We start from the raw sequence: 13,607 nt of genomic DNA on the forward strand, positions 1-13,607 counted from the left end.
GATTTCCACCGCGAACGCGCCACGCTACGACTCCCACTCGCGCCGCAGGACGCTGAACTGGACGCCGTCGCGGTACGCGCCGTCGACGTACCACGCGTTCCGCAGGCGCGCCTCCCGCGTGAAGCCGAGCGACTCCAGCAGGGCCTGTGATGCCTCGTTGTGGCCGAACGCGCCCGCGCTGACGCCGTGGACGGGATGCGACCGGAATATCTCGTCGACGACCAGTTCGACGGCCTCGCTGCCGTACCCTTCGCCGTGGTGTTCGGGAGCGAGCCAGTAGCCGAGCCACGCGTGCTCCCCGTCGAGATTTCGGGCGTGAACCGATCCGACGGGCGTCGTCTCGTCACCGTCGGGGTAGCCGGCGGGCGCGTCCGACTCGTCCAGACAGACGAGGAAGCCCAGCGTCCCCTCGCTCTCGGTGTCGTCCTCGATACGTTCCGCCGTTTCGGCCCCGGTCTGGTGGACTTTCATCCCGAGTGAGTGCCGGACACGGGGGTCCGTCGCGGCCGTCTGGAGGAACTCGGCGTCGTCGCGCTCCACGCTGCGGAGGACGACGCGCTCGCCGGCGGCGACGACGGGGCCGGGCATCAGCCGTCCTCCCACTCGCGGCGCAGCAGGCCGTACTGGATCTCGTCGCGGTACGCGCCGTCGACGTAGCGCGACTCCCGCTGGCGCGCTTCCTCGGTGAAGCCGAGCGACTCCAGCAGGGCGCGCGAGGCCTCGTTGAAGTCGTACGCCCCCGCGCTGATCCCGTGGATCGGGTACGAGGCGAACAGCTCGTCGACGGCGAGCCGAACCATCTCCGTCCCGTACCCCTGGCCCTGGTGTTCGGGCAGGAGCCAGTACGCCAGCCACGGTCGGTCGCCGTCGAGGTGTCGCGCGGTCGTCGCGCCGACGACGGTCGTGTCGTCCTCGTCGGGCTGGCCCGGCGGCGCGTCCGGGTCGTCGACGCAGGCGAGGTACGCGGCGACGGCGTCGGTCTCCAGCCACTCCTCCATCCCCTCCTCCTGCTCCGCCCGGCTGCTCGGGTACATCGCGCCGTACGGGAACCGGATCCGGGGATCCGTGTTCGACCGCTGGATCGTCGCGGCGTCGTCGCGCTCGACGGTCCGCAGGACGAGGCGGTCGCCGGACCTGAGGACTGGCCCGGGCATCAGCGACCCTCCCACTCCTCGTGGAGGATACCGTACTGCGTCACGTCACGGTACGCGCCCTCGACGAAGGTCACCTCGCGGTTGCGCCCCTCGTCGACGAAGCCGACCGCCTCGACGCGCTCGTGCCGCCGTTCGTCGCCCGCGACGACTTCCGTCCCGACGCTGTTCGGGTCGTACGTCCGGAACACGGTGTCGACGGCGAGTTCGAGCGCCTCGACGCCGTGCCCCTCGCCGCGGAACTCGGGGGCGACCCAGTGGACGAATCCGGGGCGGTCGCGGTCGACGTGGGTGGCGACGACCAGGCCGACCGGCGTCGCCTCGTCCTCGTCGGGGTGGTCCCAGGGGGCGTCCGGTTCGTCCACACAGGCGAGGTACGCCGCCGTGTCGCGCTCCTCGAACTCGTCCTCTAGCACGTCCTCGACCTCCGCGCAGTTCTTGTGGCCGTGCTCGTGGAAGCCGGTCCGCGCCCACGGGTCGGTGTACAGGCGCTGGACGAAATCGGCGTCGTCGCGTTCGACGGTCCGCAGGACGAGGTCGTCGCCGGTCTCGACGATGGGACCGGGCATCAGCGACCCTCCCACTCCTCCCGGAGCAGCCCGTACCACACCACGTCGACGTACTCGCCGTCGCGGAAGCGCGCGTCCCGAAGCGTCCCCTCGTGGCTGAACCCGAGGTTCTCCAGCACGCCGACCGACCCCTCGTTCGGCGCGAACGCCTGTGCCTGCAGGCCGTGGATCTCGTGGGACTCGAACGCGTAGTCGACGAGGACGCCGACGGCCTCGGTGCCGTACCCCTCGCCGTGGTACTCCGGCAGGATCCAGTAGGAGATCTCCGGCCGCGTGTGGTGGAGGTCCATCAGCGACACCTTCCCGATCGGCGTCGGGTCGTCGCCGTCCTCCAAGCAGACCAGCAGGCTGACGTTCAGCGGGTCGTCCTCGCTGCCCTCGATGTGGGCCTCCGCCTCGGCCTCGTTCTCGGGGCGGTCCAGCCCCAGCGATACGCCGACTTCCGGGTGGTTGTGGCCGCGCTGGACGAACTCGGCGTCCTCGTGTTCGACCGTGCGGAGGGTGACACGGTCGCCGCGGCGAAACACTGCTCCGGGCATGTCACCCAGATCGAAAAGGGGGCCTAAATTCCTTCCGCGGGACTGATACGCATTCGCACGCTACGGCGCGGCGTCGTCCGGGTCGATCCGCCGCGGCTCGGGGGCGTCCCCGGCCGTCACCGCGACTGTGCCCGCCGCGTCCGCGTCCGGGCTGTCCGCGTCGGGCAACACGATCGCCGCACCCGCGAGCAGCGGCGCGACGACGCCCGCGACGACGGTGCCGGGGTGCGCCAGCGGCGTGCGGAGCGCGACGCGGTCCTCGGCATTGAGGTCGTGGTCCTCGACAACTGCTTCCGCCGCCGACAGTAGGTCGCGATGGGAGTACGTCGCTCCGTCGGCCGCCAGCACGGGCGAGTCCGGGTCGCGCTCGACCGGCGGGAACGAGGGGTTCTCGCTCCACACGTCCCGGCCGAAGTGGGCGACCGCCGGATCGTCGGGTTCGTCGCCGTAGCCGATGCGGTTCGTTCCGGGCGGGACCTCGGCGGCGTCGGCGTCCGTCGCCGGATACACCACCGCCTGTGCGTCGTCGTGCGACTCGGCCGGGTCGACGAAGCGCGTCACCCCGCCGAGCATCGCCGTCCCGAGGAACGTCAACAGCGGCTGGGAGGCCCGGTCGTCGGCGGCGGCGACCGTCGCGCCCTCCCGGACGCCGTGGTGTCGCAGGAAGTTGCCCGTCTTCCAGGCCGTCGTCAGAAAGCGGTGGTAGTCGTAGGTCGCTCCCCCTGCGACCGACAGCGCCGTCGCCTCGCTCCGCCGGTCGCGGGCGACGAGGTCGTCTACCGTCTCCATGGTCGCGGCTTGGGGCCGGCAGGGAAAAAGCCCGCCGGGTCGACGACGGCCGGCTCCCGCGGGCCGCCGGTCGTCCTACAGCGAACTCTTGATCTTCTCGAAGAACCCCTGCTCGACCTCGATCTCCTCGCCGCCGGCCTCGGCAAAGGCCTCCAGCGCCTCGCGCTGCTCCTCGTTCAGGTCGTCGGGGGTGACGACCTGCACCGTGACGTGGAGGTCGCCGTGGCCGCGTCGGCGGAGGCGGGGCATCCCCTTCCCCTGCAGGCGGAACGTCTCGCCGCTCTGCGTGCCGGCCGGCACGTCGAGTTCGACCGACCCGTCCATCGTCGGCACCTCGACGGTGTCGCCGAACGTCGCCTGCGGGAAGCTGATCGCGTGCCGGTGGTGCAGGTCGTCGCCGTCGCGCTCGAACTCGGGGTGGTCCGTGATCGACACCTCGATGAGCAGGTCGCCCTTGGGGCCGCCGTTCTCGCCGGGCGCGCCCTCGCCCTCCATCCGGAGCGTCTGGCCGTCCTGGATCCCCGCCGGGATCTCGACGGAGAGCGTTGCCTCGCGACGGACCTGCCCCTCGCCGCCGCAGTCGCTGCAGGTCTCCTCGTACAGTTCGCCCTCGCCGCCGCAGCGACGACAGGTGCCGGTCTGCTGGACCCGGCCGAGCGGCGTCTGCTGGACCTGCGTGGTCTGCCCGCGGCCGTCACACTCCGGACACGTCCGGGCGTCGGTCCCGGGCGGGTGGCCCGAGCCGTCGCAGGTGTCACACCGTTCCGGGCGGCGCACGGTGACGCTTTTCTCCGCACCCTCGTACGCTTCCGCCAGGTCGATCCGGAGACGCGTCCGCAGGTCCGACCCCTGCCGGGCGCGGTTGCGGCCACCGCCGCCGCCCCCGCCGCCGAAGAACTGCTCGAAGATGTCGCCCATCCCGCCGGCACCGCCGCCCCCGCCGAACGGCCCGCCGCCGCCGAACGGGTCGCCGCCAGCGCCGCCGGCTCCGCCGCGGCCGCCGTCGAACCCGCCGCGTTTCTCGGCCTGCTCGAACCGCTCGTGGCCCATGCGGTCGTACGCCTGCCGCTTCTCCTCGTCGGTGAGCACTTCCTTTGCCTTCTTCGCCTTCTTGAACTTCTCCTCGGCGTCGGGGTCGTCGCTCACGTCCGGGTGGTACTTGCTCGCCATCTCCCGGTAGGCCCGCTGTATCTCCTCCTCGGACGCGTCCGAACTCACGCCGAGAACGTCGTAGAAATCCTCGCTCATCAGTTATGCCACAGTACTGGGTTGAACTACTTGAAAAGCTTGGCTCGGGCGCGCCTCCGACGTGGCCCCGGTCCGGCACCGTTCGGAGCGACAGGCCTTACTCCCGCCGCCCCGACGAGCCACGTATGCGCGTCCGCCTCCGCCGCGCCGCCGTGTCCCTGTACGTCCTGTGGCTCGTCGCCGTCGTCCTCCACGTCGCCGGGCGGTTCACGCCGTTCCCGACACTCCCGGGCGTCTTCGAGGGCGTCGTCGCAGGAGCGGTCGTCTTCACCGCGCTCGGCGCGGTGCAGATCGGCCGCAGAGGCGTCCGCACGTTGCGAGAACGAGCCGGCTGAATCCGGGGTCCTCCCCGGGCTGCCCGGCCGGCTCAGTCGCCGGTCGGTGACGGTCGCTCAGTCGTCGGCCGGTGCCGGCCGCTCCTCGCCGTGGACGGTGAGCAGGCGGTCGACCGCGTCGACCATCGCCTGCACGCTGGCGCTCGTGATGTCGGCGTCGCTGGCCGCAACGGCGACGCTGTGGTCGCCGCGGGTCATCTCCACCTCAACGGTGACGACGGCGTCCGTGCCGCCGGTGATCGCGTCGACGTGGTACGACTCCAGCGTGGCGTCGGCCGCCGCGCCAAGCGCCTCGCGCATCGCGGTGACGGCGGCGTCGACCGGCCCGGAGCCGGTGCCGCTGGCGACGCGCTCCTCGCCGTCGACTTCGAGGCGGACGCTCGCAGTCGGCGTGCCGCCGCCGCTGGCCGCCGTGAGGTCCAGCAGTTCGACCCGGCGCTCGCGGTCACGGCCCGTGACCTCCTCGGCGATGGCGAGCAGGTCGGCGTCCGTGACGCGCTTGCCGCGGTCGGCGATCGCTTTCACGCGCTCGACGACCTCCGTGAGGTCGTCGTCGCTCACGTCGAGGCCGTGTTCTTGGAGCGCGGCCCGCGCGCCGGCACGCCCGGTGTGCTTGCCGAGCACGATCCGGCGCTCGCGGCCCACCTTTTCGGGCGGGTACGGCTCGTACATCGCCTCGTCCTTGAGCGTCCCGTCGGTGTGGATGCCGCTCTCGTGGGTGAAGGCGTTGTCGCCGGTGACGGCCTTGTTCGGCGCGGTCTGGACGCCCGTCGTCCGGGCGACGGTCTGCCCGAGTTCGTAGAGCCGCGTCGTGTCGAGCGTCTCCACGTCGTAGGCGTGGTCCAGCGCGATGGCGACCTCCTCCAGCGCGACGTTGCCGGCGCGCTCGCCCAGTCCGTTCACCGTCGCGTGGACGAGGTCGGCCCCGGCGGCGACGCTGGCCAGCGCGTTCGTCACGCCGAGGCCGAGGTCGTCGTGGGTGTGCGCGCTCACCGGCCCGAGTTCGGCCAGCCGGGAGACCGCCTCGACGCAGCGCTCCGGTCCGGCGTGGCCGACCGTGTCCGCGAAGCAGACCCGGTCCGCGCCGGCGTCGAGGACTGCCTCCATGAGCCGTTCGAGGAAGTCGAGATCGGCCCGGGAGCCGTCCTCGCCGATCACCTCGACCCAGAGGCCGTGGTCCGTGGCGTACTCGACGAGTTCGACCGCGTCGCGGACCACCTCGTCGCGGGTGGTGTCTATCTTCGTCTCGACGTGGCGGTCGCTGGCGGGGACGACGAGGTTCACGCCGTCGACCCCGCAGTCCATCGCCAAGTCGATGTCGTTGCGGACGCCCCGCGCGAAGCTGGTGATCCGTGCGTCGAGACCGAGGTCCGTCACGCGCCGGATCGTCCGGCGCTCCCCCTCGCCCGTGCAGGCGCTCCCGGCCTCGATCGTCGAGACGTCCGCCCGGTCCAGCGCCGCGGCTATCTCCGCTTTCTCCTCGGGCGTCAGCGAGATACCCGGGGCCTGTTCGCCGTCCCGGAGCGTCGTGTCGAGAAGCTGTACGTCGGCACCGTCTGTGAGATTAGTTGATTCGGGAGGAACCCCGAATAAATCGGCCACCGGTCATGAGTAACCAGTTACTCGTTACGAGCCACGCCGGTATAAACCGTCCTTTGTGACAGATATTGCTGTCGGCCTTCAGTCGACCACTCGGACGGTGTCGCCCTCGCTGACGCCGTCCGCGCCGCCGGCCGCCAGCTCGACCACGGTGTCGGCCCTCGCGGTCGCCACGCTCCGCCACGGCGCGAGCGTCTCGACCCGGGTCACGGTTTCGCCGTCGGTCCACACCACGTCGATGGGGACGCGGACGAAGACGGTGTGGATCCCGCGGCGCTTCGCCGCCCCGAACGGGAACACCAGCGCGTAGTCCGCCGGCACCTCGCGCCGGAACATCAGGCCGCGCGCCCGGGCCAGCCACGAGTCGGCACGCTCCACGTCGCTGGCGAGCGTTCGCTCGTCACCCCCATCGGCGGGTTCGTGGACCAGTCGCACGGCCGAGTGGAGACGCGGCGGCGGCAAATGGGTTACCCTCCGCTCGCCCGCCGCCGGGTCGAAGCCCGCCCACCGCAGGCGCGGGATTGAAGCCCGTCCGCGCCGATCCACGCCCATGGAGAAGACGCCCTCCGGGACCTCCGTCGGCGTCGACGACCCGTACGAGCACGTCGAGGTCTGCGACCACCTCACCGACGACGGCCGCTGCCGGTTCGCGTTCGAGCACCCGGAGCAGGACCGCGAGTTCGCCCGCGAGCGCCGCGAGGACGAGTTCGGCTGTCCGGTCGTGGCCGACGACGGCGGCGACGGGGAGGGCGACGACTGCCCGCAGTTCCGGTCGCGCAACCACGACCGTGAGTGCGTCCGCTGCGGGCTCGAAGAGCGCCGAATGGCCCACTCCGACGAGCGGCCGCTGCTGGAGGAACACCACCTCTCCTACGCGAGCGCCGGCGAGACGCTCTCCCACGAGATCACCGTGTACCTCTGTCGCTGGTGCCACGCGAAGGTTCACGACTCGTGGGCGCGGATCACGGACGACGCCGCGCCCGACCCCGAGGCGGTCGCGGCCGCCGAGGGCCGGCGGAGCCGAGAGCAGGAAGAACTGGGGTTCGAGTCGGCCGCCGACCGGTACGACCAGTAGGTTGAAGCGCCGGGCGGCTGAACCCGGCCGTCGTGCTCCGTGAGCGCGTTCGCAGTCCGGTCTTCGTCGGTGGATTCGTGGCGTTCGCCGTGACCGTCGGCCTGTTCGTCCTCTCGACGCGGGCGGCCAGCGCATGGCTGTACGAGGCCACCGGCATCGCGGCGTTCGAGGATCCCGAGGGGCTGGGGAGCCTGTTCCTGCTCGGCGGGCCGCTCGGGGGCCTCGTCGCGGGCTACCTCGTCCGCGACGGCTGGGACTACGGCCTCCCGGCCGGCGCTCGCGCCGGCGGCTGGGGGCTCGCGGCAGTTTACCTCGCGTACGCCGCCTACCACCTCACGTACTACCTGCTCGTCGGCCTGGTGCCGCCGCCCGCCTACGACGTCGTCGTGGTGCCACTGCTGTTCGTCGGTCCCTTCCTCCCAGTTCACCTGTTCGGCGGCGCGGTCGGCGGGGTGGTCGGCGACGCCGTCGGGCGCGTGCTGGCGGGCGAACGGCTGGTCTGATCCGCCGCGCTGTGGCCGTCCGGCCTGCGCGGCGGTCGGCCCGTTCGCTATCGGAGGATGTCGTCGATCCGCCGCGGTTCGCCGTTCAGGTCCGGGTTCTTCTCGACTATCTTCAGCACCTCGTGGTCGGTCGTCTCGTGGTACTCCTTGTCGATGGCCTCCTCGATCAGCGCCTTCTCCAGGCGGAACTCGGTGCCCTCGTACACCACGTCGACGCCGGTTTCGTCGAAGGAGAGCGTCGTCATGCCGCCGGATACGCCACAGTCGAATAAAAACCCCGCGAGACGGGGTGGCTGCGGCGGCGCTGCGCCGGGCGTCTGACGCCCGTCAGACGCTCGCGAGGGGTTTATTATCGCCCAACGGCGATAGTATCACGTGCCGTTCAGTACGACGCCCCTCGACGAACTCGCCGTCCCGGACGGGACGACCGTCGAGGAGCACGACCTCGTGACCGACGGCGACGTGGTCGTCGGGAGCCGCAGTACCGTCGAGTTCGGCGTCCGGGGCCGCAACGTCCTCGCCGGCGAGGGCGTCGAGTTCGGCGGCGACATCGAGGCCGAGGGCGACTGTCGGCTGGACATGTGGTGTGACGCCGCCGGCAACGTGCTCGTCGGCGAGGACGCCTACCTCGGCGAACGCGTCCACGTCGGCGGCCAGCTGATGGTCAGCGGCGACCTGGACATCGGCGACGACGTGGAGATAGAGGAGGGGTTCGAGGCCAACGGCTGGATCGTCATCCGCAACCCGATGCCGACGATCGTCTTCCTCTTCGTCTACCTCTCTCAGCTCCTCCGGATCGGCGAGGACGAGGCCGCACAGGAGCTGGTCGGCGAGGTGTTCGACGACGGCGACCCCGAACACGAGCCGCTGGTGATCCCCAACTCCGCGACGGTGAGCGACGACGCCTGGCGCGTCTCCACGCCCGCGACGATCGGCGACGGCTGCCGGATCCACGGCAACATCCGCGCCGAGGAGATAACCGTCGGCGAGGACAACAACGTGTTCGGCAGCCTGCGCGCCCGCGGCGACATCCACGTCGGGCAGGGCACCCGGATCCACGGCGACGTGACGACCCGCAACGGGCAGGTCGAACTCGCGCCGGACGCCGAGGTGCTCGGCGACGTCTCCTGTGGCTCGCTCGAACTCGCCGACGGCGCGGCCGTCGACGGGACGATGCGGGCGAGCGGCGAGATCCGGATGTTCCGGCCCGACGGCCGCGAAGTCGAGTAGCGAGCGCGTTCCTACGACTCCGAATTGACGAGTTCGAACAGCCCGTCGAACTCCTCGGGGAGGTTGTCCCGCACGTCCGCCAGCTCCCCGCCCGGAACGCTCTCGCCGGCGACGGCCACCACGACCTTCGCGTAGTAGTTCGCGTCCGACCTGTCGACGTTCGCGCGCTCCGCGACCCGGTCGAGGAACTCGTCCCAGTCGAACCGCTGGCCGGAGTCGGCCGACTCGACGTACCAGTCTATCTCCATCGGGAGCGGGCTCGCCAGGTCCGTCGCCTCGCCCTCGGGGAGGCGTTCGCCGAGCGTCGTCAGAACCGCCCGACAGGCACGGACAGCCTCGCCCTGTCGCCCGAGTTCGAGCCGGTGCTGGACCGCGCCGATGAACTCGCTGTAATCCATTGGTCTCCCCCACCGGACGCACGACGAACGCGGACAAAAGCGGGCGGGGAACCTCTCGGCCGGCCGACGTCAGCGACGGACCGATGCGACCTTCGATCGCCGGTCGCGGCGCTGCCGGCGGTCGGGTACGGACGACTTCAGAGAAAGTGTGACGCTGCCGACGCGGCGGGTATCAGGCCGGGGCGATAGCGCCCTCGGCCTCCAGCAGCTCCTTGTAGCGGTTGCGGATGGTAACTTCGCTGATATCGGCCACGTCGCTGACCTCGCGCTGGGTGATCTGCTCGTTGGTGAGCAGCGGCGCGGCGTAGACGGCGGCGGCCGCGAGGCCGACCGGCGACTTGCCGCTGTGGACGCCCTCCTCCTTCGCGTTCTTCAGCAGCTCGCGGGCGCGACGCTCGGCCTCGTCCGAGATGTCGAGGTCGCTGGCGAAACGGCCGACGTAGCTCTCGGGGTCGGCCGGCTGGACCTCCAGCCCCAGCTCGCGGACGATGTAGCGGTACGTCCGCTTGAACTCCTGGTCGTCGATCCGGCTGACGTTGGCCACCTCGTCGATGCTGCGCGGCGTGCCGGCCTGCCGGGCGGCGGCGTACAGCGAGGACGTTGCGACGCCCTCGATGGAGCGACCGGGCAGGAGGTCCTCCTCGAGCGCGCGGCGGTAGATGACGCTTGCCGTCTCGCGGACGTTCTCGGGGAGCCCGAGCGCGGAGGCCATGCGGTCGATCTCGCCGAGCGCCTGCTTCAGGTTTCGCTCCTGGGAGTCGCGGGTGCGGAACCGCTCGTTCCAGGTGCGCAGGCGCTGCATCTTCTGGCGCTGGCGCGAGGACAGGGAGTTGCCGTAGGCGTCCTTGTCCTGCCAGCCGATGTTGGTCGAGAGGCCCTCGTCGTGCATCATCTTCGTCGTCGGCGCGCCGACGCGGGACTTCTCGTCTTTCTCCTTGGCGTCGAACGCGCGCCACTCGGGCCCGCGGTCTATCTCGTCCTCCTCGACGACGAGGCCACACTCGGTACAGATGGTCTCGCCGCCCTCGGCGACGAGGTCGCCGCCACATTCGGGGCAGACGCGCTCCTGCTCCTGCTCTCGCTCGTCCGTTTTCTCCTCTGTTCGTTCGGGGGCCGTTACGCTCCCCTGCTCGGTCGTTCGGATGCTCGTATCAGTCATTGGTATCACCGTGAGAGGGCGAGGACTACCGGTGGGGAAAAACCCGAAGAAGCCCGGAAGCCACGTCTTCCTGTGTCTGTACACACGACCGACAGCTACTTAAACCTTTCGCCGGTATTGCGCTGGTAGTGCAATTATCAGTTCCTGTCGTCCCCGCGAAAACCTCCGGATTTCGGGGTACCGATCCCCCAAAATCGGCCGTCATTCGGCCGGTGTGAGGCGACGCGGTATTGCTCTCCATGTACATTAGTGATTGACAACCGTTCACACCCGACGGCGGACCGAAAGGCAGTTTTCGCCGTCGGCGGTACACCCCCTATGCTCTCCCTCGCGCTTGCCGGGAAGCCAAACGCCGGCAAGTCCACGTTCTACACCGCCGCGACCCGGGCCGACGTCGACATGGCGAACTACCCCTTCACCACCATCGACGCGAACCGCGGGGTCAGCCACGCCCGGACGGACTGCCCTTGCCTCACTCGCGAGGAACGCTGTGGCGGCGACCGCTGTCGCGACGGCACGCGCTACGTCCCGATCGAACTGCTCGACGTCGCCGGCCTCGTCCCCGGCGCACACGAAGGGAAGGGGCTGGGCAACCAGTTCCTCGACGAACTGACCAACGCCGACGCGATCATCAACGTCGTCGACGCCAGCGGCGCGACGAACGCGGAGGGCGAACCCGTCGAGGTCGGCGAGCACGACCCGATGGACGACATCGACTTCGTCGAGGAGGAGATGGACCTCTGGCTCGCGGGCATCGTCGACCGCAACTGGGAGTCGGTGACGCGCAAGTCCCGCTCGCCCGATTTCGACATCGACGAGGCGCTCGCGGAGATGCTCACCGGCTTCGGCGCGACGGAGGCCGACGTGGCCGCCAGCCTCCGGTCGCTCGAATACCCCGACGACCCCCAGCAGTGGACCGACGAGCATCGCGAGGAACTCGCCCGCGACGTGCGCCGCCGCACCAAGCCGATCGTGGTCGCCGCGAACAAGATCGACGTGGCCCCCGAAGAGAACGTCGAGCGCCTGCTCGACCTGGACAAGCCCGTCGTCCCGACGACCGCCGAGGGCGAACTCGCGCTCCGCAACGCGGCCGACGCGGGCGCGGTCGACTACGACCCCGGCGACGCGGACTTCGACATCGTCGGCGACGTGAGCGACCAGCAGCGCGACGCGCTGGAGGGCCTCCGCGAGACCATGACCGAGTACGGCGGCACCGGCGTTCAGGCCGCACTCAACGAGGCCGTCTACGGCCTGCTCGACCGCGTCACCGCCTACCCCGTACAGGACGCGGGCAAGTGGACCGACGCCTCGGGCGACGTGCTCCCCGACGCCTTCCTGCTCCCCCGCGGGTCGACGCCGGTCGATCTCGCCTACGCCGTCCACAGCGACATCGGCGACGGCTACCTCCACGCGGTCAACGGCCGGACGGACCGCGAGGTCGGCGAGGGGTACGAACTGGAGGAGGGCGACGTGATCAAGATCGTCAGCACGGCGACGTAGAGCCGGCCGACCGACGCCGGTGGGCCGACGGCTATCCGAGACGGATCCCGAACTCCGTTTCCAGCACGTCGTCCCACGCCGCCGAATCAACGTCGTGCGTCCGCTCGTCGCCGCGCTCGACGCGAGTCAGCGCCTCCGGCTGCAGCTTCTTGTACCCGCGCTCGGTCGCCAGCGAGACGACCGGATCCCCGGTGAACGGCGACTCCGGCGCGGTCGCGAGGTAGTCGCAACTGGCCTCGAAGTACGCCGTCGCGCGGTGGCGGTCGTCGAACACGTAGCGGACGCGCCAGTCGTCGGCCCCGGGCGGGCGCTGCTGGACCGCGAAGTCGGAGTCGGGCCGGTCGCTCTCCCGGACGCGCCACGCGACGCCGGCGGCGTCGTCCACGACCGTGCCGTCGAGGGGGAGCGGGCGGCGCATCGGCGGCGTGCCGAGCCCCACGTCGACGACGTAGCGGCGGTCGAGCGAGACGACGTGCGTGAGATGGTTCGCGGGCGGGCCGGCGTCGCCGTCGCTCCCGACGACCATCGCGGGGACGCGGGCGGCGTCGAACCCGAGCGCGTCGAGCAGGCGGCCGAACGCGCCGTTGAGTTCGTAGCAGAAGCCGCCGCGTTCGCGCTCGACGACCTTTCGGTAGCAGGTCGCGGGGTCGACCGTGACGCCCGCGCCGCCGCAGTCGGCGTGGGGGTGGCCGGCGACGGCGAGCGTCTCGAACGGCACGGAGCGGACGTGGGCGGACTGGAGGGCCGCGAGCGTTTCACGGGTGGGAGGACGGTCGGCGGCCGGGTCGCGACCGATCCGTTCGAGGTAGCGGTCGCGGTCCATGGCTACTCGCCGGGCGCGCCCGCGACGGGGCCGGGCCGGTCCGATCGCCGGGCGGCCAGCTCCGGGTACTCCTCGACGCCGGCGTACTCGGCCATCTCCCGGCCCAGTTCCCGGACGCGGTCGCGGACCGCGTCGTCGCGGATGCCGTCCGTGCCGACCGTCGAGGAGGCGTTCGGGATGCCGACTTCGAGGGGGTGTGTCCACGCGTTCAGCGTCCGGCAGACGGCCCGGAGATGCGCCAGTGCGGGCTTGGGGTAGCTGCCGCCGGCGACCTCCAGCAGGCCGACGAGTTTGCCGCCGAACTCGTCGCGGCCGAGGTGGTCGAGCGCGTTCTTCAGGTGGCCGGCGTACGAGCCGTGGTAGTTCGGCGTGCCGAGGACGACGGCATCGGCTGCCGCCACGGTGTCCGAGAGGGATTCGACGTCGGCGGGGGTCGGGGCGTCGGGGTCCAGCGGCGGCAGGTCGTACTCCCGGAGGTCGACCAGTTCCGTCGTCGCGCCGGCCGCGTCGGCGACGTTGAGCGCCGCGCGGAGGGCGACTCGCGTCCGGCTCGCGTCGCGGCGGCTGCCGCAGACCGCCACGACGTGGGTGTCGCGTTCCATCGTGTCCCTCACTTACGGGTACACCCACTAAAGCACACGCTGAACGCGATTTTCGTAGCGTTTCTTACACGTCCGCCACACCTGTCG

18 protein-coding genes are annotated in these 13,607 nt (G+C 70.9%); 5 read left to right on the top strand and 13 right to left on the bottom strand.

Going from position 1 to position 13,607, the window contains the following annotated elements:
* Positions 1-24: 24 nt before the first annotated feature.
* The 6 genes from D8896_RS09870 to dnaJ all read right to left on the bottom strand — a co-directional run bounded on the left by D8896_RS09870 (position 25) and on the right by dnaJ (position 4,296).
* Positions 25-588 (bottom strand): GNAT family N-acetyltransferase, encoded by a 564-nt coding sequence (locus tag D8896_RS09870; protein WP_121821925.1) that lies wholly within the window; start codon positions 586-588, stop codon positions 25-27.
* Entirely contained in the window at positions 588-1,154 is a 567-nt protein-coding gene (locus D8896_RS09875; RefSeq protein WP_121821926.1) for a GNAT family N-acetyltransferase, read from the bottom strand. The genes D8896_RS09870 and D8896_RS09875 overlap by 1 nt, the downstream gene beginning before the upstream one ends.
* Complete coding sequence (locus D8896_RS09880; protein ID WP_121821927.1) at positions 1,154-1,720, bottom strand: GNAT family N-acetyltransferase; 567 nt, start codon at positions 1,718-1,720, stop codon at positions 1,154-1,156. The genes D8896_RS09875 and D8896_RS09880 overlap by 1 nt, the downstream gene beginning before the upstream one ends.
* The gene (locus tag D8896_RS09885; protein WP_121821928.1) at positions 1,720-2,259 is read right to left on the bottom strand and encodes a GNAT family N-acetyltransferase; all 540 of its coding nucleotides are present in this window, start codon (positions 2,257-2,259) and stop codon (positions 1,720-1,722) included. The genes D8896_RS09880 and D8896_RS09885 overlap by 1 nt, the downstream gene beginning before the upstream one ends.
* Before the next feature lie 60 nt (positions 2,260-2,319).
* The gene (locus D8896_RS09890) at positions 2,320-3,048 is read right to left on the bottom strand and encodes an acyl-CoA synthetase family protein (RefSeq protein ID WP_121821929.1); all 729 of its coding nucleotides are present in this window, start codon (positions 3,046-3,048) and stop codon (positions 2,320-2,322) included.
* A gap of 75 nt (positions 3,049-3,123) precedes the next feature.
* Positions 3,124-4,296, bottom strand: coding sequence for a molecular chaperone DnaJ (gene dnaJ / locus D8896_RS09895; RefSeq protein WP_121821930.1), 1,173 nt, complete (start codon positions 4,294-4,296; stop codon positions 3,124-3,126).
* A gap of 125 nt (positions 4,297-4,421) precedes the next feature.
* Between dnaJ and D8896_RS09900 the strand changes: the two genes are divergently transcribed.
* Positions 4,422-4,631, top strand: a complete 210-nt coding sequence (locus D8896_RS09900) for a hypothetical protein (RefSeq protein WP_121821931.1) — start codon at positions 4,422-4,424, stop codon at positions 4,629-4,631.
* A gap of 57 nt (positions 4,632-4,688) precedes the next feature.
* On the opposite strand, the gene D8896_RS09905 is transcribed toward D8896_RS09900, so the two are convergent.
* Together D8896_RS09905 and D8896_RS09910 are read right to left on the bottom strand one after the other, a co-directional pair.
* Positions 4,689-6,233: a (R)-citramalate synthase gene (locus D8896_RS09905; RefSeq protein WP_121821932.1), complete on the bottom strand. Its 1,545-nt coding sequence runs from the start codon at positions 6,231-6,233 to the stop codon at positions 4,689-4,691.
* Positions 6,234-6,311: 78 nt separating this feature from the next.
* The gene (locus D8896_RS09910) at positions 6,312-6,665 is read right to left on the bottom strand and encodes a DUF192 domain-containing protein (protein WP_121821933.1); all 354 of its coding nucleotides are present in this window, start codon (positions 6,663-6,665) and stop codon (positions 6,312-6,314) included.
* Between the two features lie 115 nt (positions 6,666-6,780).
* Here D8896_RS09910 and D8896_RS09915 point away from each other — a divergent pair, with 115 nt between their 5' ends.
* Together D8896_RS09915 and D8896_RS09920 are read left to right on the top strand one after the other, a co-directional pair.
* Entirely contained in the window at positions 6,781-7,305 is a 525-nt protein-coding gene (locus D8896_RS09915) for a DUF7097 family protein (protein ID WP_121821934.1), read from the top strand.
* Between the two features lie 77 nt (positions 7,306-7,382).
* Positions 7,383-7,808 (top strand): hypothetical protein, encoded by a 426-nt coding sequence (locus D8896_RS09920; protein WP_162991525.1) that lies wholly within the window; start codon positions 7,383-7,385, stop codon positions 7,806-7,808.
* Positions 7,809-7,855: 47 nt separating this feature from the next.
* Here the strand turns inward: D8896_RS09920 and D8896_RS09925 are convergent, their stop codons facing one another.
* Positions 7,856-8,053 (bottom strand): DUF5800 family protein, encoded by a 198-nt coding sequence (locus D8896_RS09925; RefSeq protein ID WP_121821936.1) that lies wholly within the window; start codon positions 8,051-8,053, stop codon positions 7,856-7,858.
* A 130-nt stretch (positions 8,054-8,183) separates the two neighbouring features.
* On the opposite strand from D8896_RS09925, the gene D8896_RS09930 reads away from it, so the two are divergent.
* Positions 8,184-9,038, top strand: coding sequence for a polymer-forming cytoskeletal protein (locus D8896_RS09930; RefSeq protein WP_121821937.1), 855 nt, complete (start codon positions 8,184-8,186; stop codon positions 9,036-9,038).
* 11 nt (positions 9,039-9,049) lie between these two features.
* On the opposite strand, the gene D8896_RS09935 is transcribed toward D8896_RS09930, so the two are convergent.
* Together D8896_RS09935 and D8896_RS09940 are read right to left on the bottom strand one after the other, a co-directional pair.
* Positions 9,050-9,436 (bottom strand): DUF2267 domain-containing protein, encoded by a 387-nt coding sequence (locus D8896_RS09935; RefSeq protein WP_121821938.1) that lies wholly within the window; start codon positions 9,434-9,436, stop codon positions 9,050-9,052.
* A 172-nt stretch (positions 9,437-9,608) separates the two neighbouring features.
* Positions 9,609-10,595: a transcription initiation factor IIB gene (locus tag D8896_RS09940; RefSeq protein WP_121821939.1), complete on the bottom strand. Its 987-nt coding sequence runs from the start codon at positions 10,593-10,595 to the stop codon at positions 9,609-9,611.
* Between the two features lie 318 nt (positions 10,596-10,913).
* Between D8896_RS09940 and D8896_RS09945 the strand changes: the two genes are divergently transcribed.
* A complete protein-coding gene (locus D8896_RS09945) occupies positions 10,914-12,095 on the top strand; it encodes a redox-regulated ATPase YchF (RefSeq protein ID WP_121821940.1) in 1,182 nt (393 codons plus the stop codon).
* A gap of 31 nt (positions 12,096-12,126) precedes the next feature.
* On the opposite strand, the gene D8896_RS09950 is transcribed toward D8896_RS09945, so the two are convergent.
* A complete protein-coding gene (locus D8896_RS09950; protein ID WP_121821941.1) occupies positions 12,127-12,918 on the bottom strand; it encodes an arylamine N-acetyltransferase family protein in 792 nt (263 codons plus the stop codon).
* A 2-nt stretch (positions 12,919-12,920) separates the two neighbouring features.
* Positions 12,921-13,520, bottom strand: a complete 600-nt coding sequence (locus D8896_RS09955) for an NADPH-dependent FMN reductase (RefSeq protein ID WP_121821942.1) — start codon at positions 13,518-13,520, stop codon at positions 12,921-12,923.
* Between the last annotated feature and the right edge of the window lie 87 nt (positions 13,521-13,607).

Source organism: Halostella salina (assembly GCF_003675855.1).
In the GTDB taxonomy this organism is placed as follows: domain Archaea; phylum Halobacteriota; class Halobacteria; order Halobacteriales; family Natronoarchaeaceae; genus Halostella; species Halostella salina.